This window comes from uncultured Wocania sp. (assembly GCF_964021735.1).
GTDB lineage: Bacteria > Bacteroidota > Bacteroidia > Flavobacteriales > Flavobacteriaceae > Wocania_A.
The window spans coordinates 1-5,464 of the sequence record NZ_CAXIBN010000199.1 but is presented as its reverse complement, the minus strand read 5'-3'; the positions used below and the strand labels follow the sequence as shown (position 1 = coordinate 5,464).

The window sequence follows — 5,464 nt, the reverse complement described above, 5'->3', positions numbered from 1 at the left end:
AATATTTTATCGGGTTGCTGATCGTTATAAAAAACGGCAGCAGAGGGTTCCGATAACCCTTTTGCCGCTTTACGCCAGTAAATTTCGGCATTATTTTTTTCTCCTAGACCCTCGTAAGCACAACCCAACCAATAATTGATATCGTTTTCCTGTGTGCCTTCTAATTTGCCTTCACCTAAATTATTTGGGTATGTTTCGGTTTTTTTAAGAATTTCTATGGCTTTGGCATATTCTTTTTCCGAAATAGCCATTTTGGCCAGTTCCGTAAGGGCTACTAAGTATTGCCCCGTTACTTTTCCTTCCCCACCTTCCCATGGATGGAATTGCCTGTTCATTAGCATGTCCAGACTCTTGGTGTATTCTCCGAGTTGATTGTAGAGCGTGCATTTTTCTAAGTACAAATCATCTCTAAAGTTTACCAAATCGGGATAGGTGTTAAATAACTCGAAACGTTTTTGAATGGGATGATTCAGCCTTTTGTATAATTGGTCCAGCTCCATAAATATTCTGGCATCATTGGTATCCAATGTAAAGGCTGTTTCTAATTCTAATAGGGCTTTTTCCTTAGCGCCCCGTTTATTGAAATAAGCTAATGCTAAATTTCTGCGTACGGTTGGGAAATTAGGGTCTATATTTCTAGAGGATTCCCAACAGGCTATGGCTTGGGTGTACTGTCTTTTATCGTACCATAAATTGCCTAAATGGTAATGGGCTTTAGCATCGTTAGGCTTTAATGCTATAGCAGATTTTAATGCGCTAATGGCTTCAAGCCGATACGCAAAGCATCCGTTAGGGTCTCTGTCTTTACACAATGCTATAGCAGCAGCGTTGTTTCCTCTTCGGGCTTCAAACCACGCTAGAAAATAAAATGCCATAGGGTTTTTGTCGTTTACGCTAAGCCCCAAACTAAGTAGTTTAATGGCTTCATCAAACAGACCAGCATTGGCGTAATCTAGTGAAAATTCGATATAATTATGGATGTCATTTCGCATCAAATTTTGTAACTGTTCAAGATGGGTTGGATGGCTGCTTAAAAGATACTTTTCGAATAAGGCTCCAAAATTAAACGTATCAATGGTTAAACTGTCCTCAATTAGTTTTTCCGCCAATTTCTTTTGTCTCGTTTTTCGCAATAATGCAATTTTCAGGGCTCTGGCTTTATGGTTATGCCAGTTTCTGAGTAATGATTTTTCAATAAGTTCTAAGGCGTAAGTTAAATGGCCTTGCAGTGATGCTATTTCTGCTAAATGAAAGTAAGCAGCATCTTGCCATGCAGCATTCCATGCCGATTTGTAGAAGGCTTTATAGGCATCTTCGTATTTTTCTTGGTATTTTAACGCTAGTCCTAAATTGTAGTAAGGTTCGCCATCGTACGGATTAGGATTTCTCTCGATAAGCGTTTCTATGGCTTTTCTAAAGTACGCTTCGGCTTGTTTAAATTGCCCTTGACGTAAAAGCAATAATCCCATGGCATTATTACATCTTACATCTCCAGGTTCTCTTTTTAAAGCCTCGAGGTAATAATCTTTCGGATTGTAAGTGGCGTGCCTGTATTGCTCAAGATGAAGTCCTCTTAAAAAAAGTTGTTCGATACTCTTAATCTCTTCTGGAGATTTAGCCGCTTTGGCAGGTTCAGGCATTTGCTTGTTTGATGTGTCTTTCGGCTGATAACTCACCAATAGATTTCCTGAGGCATCTTCTAAGCTCAATTTATAATCGGTAATAGGCATGGATGCATCAATGGTAATGGTTTTTTTATAGGATTTTTCAGGTGAAGCATCTGTAGTATCTTCAAGAAATACAATGCCCTTGGCTTGTAATTTGATTTTTGCATTGGGATAAATGCCCAATGTGTAAAACTTTACGGTGGCATGGTCATCTTCAAATTCTAAATTAAGCAGCGCGTCTTTGGTGGCATTTTTAACGACACCTAAATCCCGATAGGGCATAAAATATTGTGAGAATGTTTTTTCTTCAAAAGGGTGCATCCAAGAAAAATCGGGTTGGTTATCGGTATAGACCCCACACATGAGCTCGATGTACGGGCCATCTTCGTCGGTTAAGTTTCTGTCCCAAGCTTTCCCAAATTCGCCATTACCCCAAGTCCATTGTTTTTTTCCAGGCGACACATTATTATCTGCAACATGCAGGAGTCCTCCTTGGCTATCGTTTTCGAAACCTCCAACAAAGTTATAATCGCTATTAATTGCCATATAAGAGGTGGGAACGGGAATGTTTTTGTAACGAGAAATATCGGTTCCCGGGGCATAATCTTTTTTATAATAGGTTCCAGTTGCTATGGGGAAATCGGATACATCACGTTTGCCGTGGTCAAAAACGGCATGTACATCTGGAGGGAAAACAGATTGGTAATGGTCGTTAACTTTTACCGCAGGGTTTGCCCACCACAAAAAGGTTTGGGGCTGCGAGGTTCTGTTATATAATTTTACTTTAATTTCCATGTAGGCTTTGTCCGGGTAAAGCGTAAAACCAGCCATGCCTTTGGTTCTAAACATTCGCTCAACTTCGCTACACCAAACGGTTTTGCTGCCATCGGCGTGTTCTTCAATATCAAAATCTACGGGACTGTAGGTCGATGGCCTGTGGTGCTGTGGCCAGTTAAATTCGATGCCTCCCGATATCCAGGGGCCTGTTAGACCTACTAAGGCGGGTTTTATAACTTGGTTGTAATATACGAAGTGGCGGTTTTTTGTTTTATCGTATGCCATTTGAACACGACCGCCCAATTCTGGTAAAATCATGATTTTAACAAAATCGTTTTCCAAATAAACCGCTTGCCATGCTTTGTCTATTTTGGTATCGCTTATTTTCTCAATTACGGGGTGTGGGTACACTTTTCCTGAGCTTCCTTGGTACACTCTGTTTTCTAGAAATACAGGGTTTTTTTCGGGTTCTCCAATTTCATAAGTTGGTATGATAACGTCTTCTTTCCAAACCTTTACTTTCATATAGTATTGTATTTTAAGGGATTATATTTGCTATATGCAGACGAACGCATATCACAATTACATCTATAATTTTATTTAGAGATTTCTTTTTCAATAGCTTCTAACGATTTGCCTTTGGTTTCTGGTAATTTTTTATAGATAAACATAAAGCCAGCTATCGAGATCAATCCGTATAACCAAAACGTTCCTGATGCTCCAAAAAAGTGGTTTAATAATGGGAATGTATAGGTTAAAATAAAGCATGCCAGCCATAAAGCAATGGTGGCTACTGCCATGGCAGCGCCTCTAATTCTATTTGGGAAAATTTCTGAAAGCACCACCCAAGTTACTGGTGCCAGAGACATGGCATAACAGGCAATTGCCGAAATAACCAAAATTAATAAAGGCCATCCTGTAATTTCGAAAAAGTAGGCCGTACCCATTAAAGCATAAATGCCTGCCAATCCGCCAGCGCCCATGAGCATTAAAGCACGTCGGCCCCAACGGTCTACGGTAAAGATAGCCACGAATGTAAATACTAAATTTACACTACCTGTAATGACGATGTTAAAAAGAATGTCTGAAACACCGTATCCTGCCGATGAAAAAATCTCTTCGGCATAGTTGAAAATAACATTGATGCCACACCATTGTTGAAATACGGCTATAACAATTCCTATAATTAGTACGTTTCTTAAATTAGGACTAAATAGTTCTTTAAGATTTATTTTTTCTGAAAGTCCCAGTGTGTTTTCTTGAATGCTATTCATTTCTCCTTGGGCGTAGTCCTGTCCACCGATTTTGGTAAGTATCGTTAATGCCTTGTCTCCTTTTTCATTTTTTGCCAACCATCTTGGGCTTTCTGGCACAAAAAACATCAATATAAAAAAGAGTCCTGCAGGAATAATTTCTACCCAGAACATCCAGCGCCAACCCGTTTGTCCGTTCCATGAGTTTAAAATCTCTGCATCGGTTGCATTTAACGGTACAGGTTCTGCCAATTGCCAATTAACCAATTGGGCAGCCAATATGCCAATAACGATGGTTAACTGGTTTAAGGATACAAACTTGCCCCTAACGGCACCTGGTGAAACTTCGGCAATATACATAGGAGAGAGGTTGGAGGCTAAACCAATACCTACACCTCCAATAATACGATATAGAATGAAAAGTGTAAAGTTGCTTGTGGCACCAGTACCTATTGCAGAAAGTACAAACAGAAAAGCAGCTAAAATTAAGAGTCTTTTTCTGCCATACTTATCACTGAGCAACCCGGAAAAAATAGCGCCCACGAGACAGCCTACCAAAGCACAGCTCATGGCCCAACCCTGTAATGATGGCGAGTTGGTAATATCAAAAAACTTTTCGTAAAATGGTTTTGCGCCACCTATAACCACCCAATCGTACCCAAATAAAAGCCCACCCATGGCGGTAACCATCGAAATACGAATTAAAAAGCGGTAGTTAAATGTATGTGTGTTGCTCATAATCTATTGGAGTTATGTGAATAAATTAATGGATTAATTTCCAAATGTAGCGGTAAAGCCCCATAAAACAAATAGAGAATATTTTTATAAAACTGGATTATCTTATTATTTTGATATATTTTTATGATATGAGAAAAAAAGAAGGTTTTAAGGAAGAGAAATCGGTGATTTTGCCTAGAGGCATTCTAAAAGAATTGAAAGAAAATGAATTGATAAATGCTTTGATGGTAACCGATATTGGGTATTATCCAAAAGCTAAAAACCATTATAGAAAGCGAAAAGGGAGTGCGCAGCATATTTTAATTTACTGTATCGATGGGGAAGGTTGGGTAGAAATAGACAATAAGAAGCAGGTTATTAAAAGGAATGAATACATCATCATTTCGGCATTCACGCCTCACAGATATGGTGCCAACAACCAAAATCCATGGAGTATTTATTGGATTCATTTTACAGGGGATAAATCCCATATTTTTGTCAATCATCCTAATGAAAAGGTTGAATTGGACTTATCGGCAAACTCTAGATTTAAGGACAGAATTTTATTGTTTGAAGAGATTTACAACAACCTCGAAATGGGGTACAGCAAAGATAATTTAGAATATGCCAACATTTGCTTATGGCACATGCTAGGTTCTTTGCGGTATTTGTCGCAGTTTAGAAAAATAAAAGAAATACATGCTTCCGATAGGATTGCAAAGAGCATTGCCTATATGAGAGGGCATTTAAGCGAGAAGCTGAGTTTGGAAAGCTTGGCAACCCATGTGGGGCTTTCGGTTGCCCAATATTGTTCCTTATTTAAAAAGAAAACCTCTAGGTCGCCATTAGATTATTTAACCCATTTAAAAATCCAAAAAGCCTGTGGACTATTGGATTTTAGTGATCTGAAAATTAATGAAATAGCAAAGCAGGTAGGCTATGCCGATCCTTTTTATTTTACACGTGTTTTTTCTAAGATTATGGGTAAATCTCCTAAAGCCTATAGGAATTTAAAGAAAGGTTAAAGCTTATCATATTTTTTTGATAATT

The 5,464-nt window shown here is 38.6% G+C and carries 3 protein-coding genes; 1 reads left to right on the top strand and 2 read right to left on the bottom strand.

Features of this window, described 5'->3' with window-relative positions:
* A partial coding sequence (locus tag AADI82_RS13445; protein WP_341216940.1) for a DUF5107 domain-containing protein occupies positions 1-2,969 on the bottom strand: 2,969 nt, incomplete at its 3' end.
* A 71-nt stretch (positions 2,970-3,040) separates the two neighbouring features.
* Positions 3,041-4,435, bottom strand: coding sequence for a sugar porter family MFS transporter (locus tag AADI82_RS13440; RefSeq protein ID WP_341216939.1), 1,395 nt, complete (start codon positions 4,433-4,435; stop codon positions 3,041-3,043).
* 128 nt (positions 4,436-4,563) lie between these two features.
* On the opposite strand from AADI82_RS13440, the gene AADI82_RS13435 reads away from it, so the two are divergent.
* Entirely contained in the window at positions 4,564-5,439 is an 876-nt protein-coding gene (locus AADI82_RS13435; protein ID WP_341216938.1) for an AraC family transcriptional regulator, read from the top strand.
* Positions 5,440-5,464 lie beyond the last annotated feature (25 nt).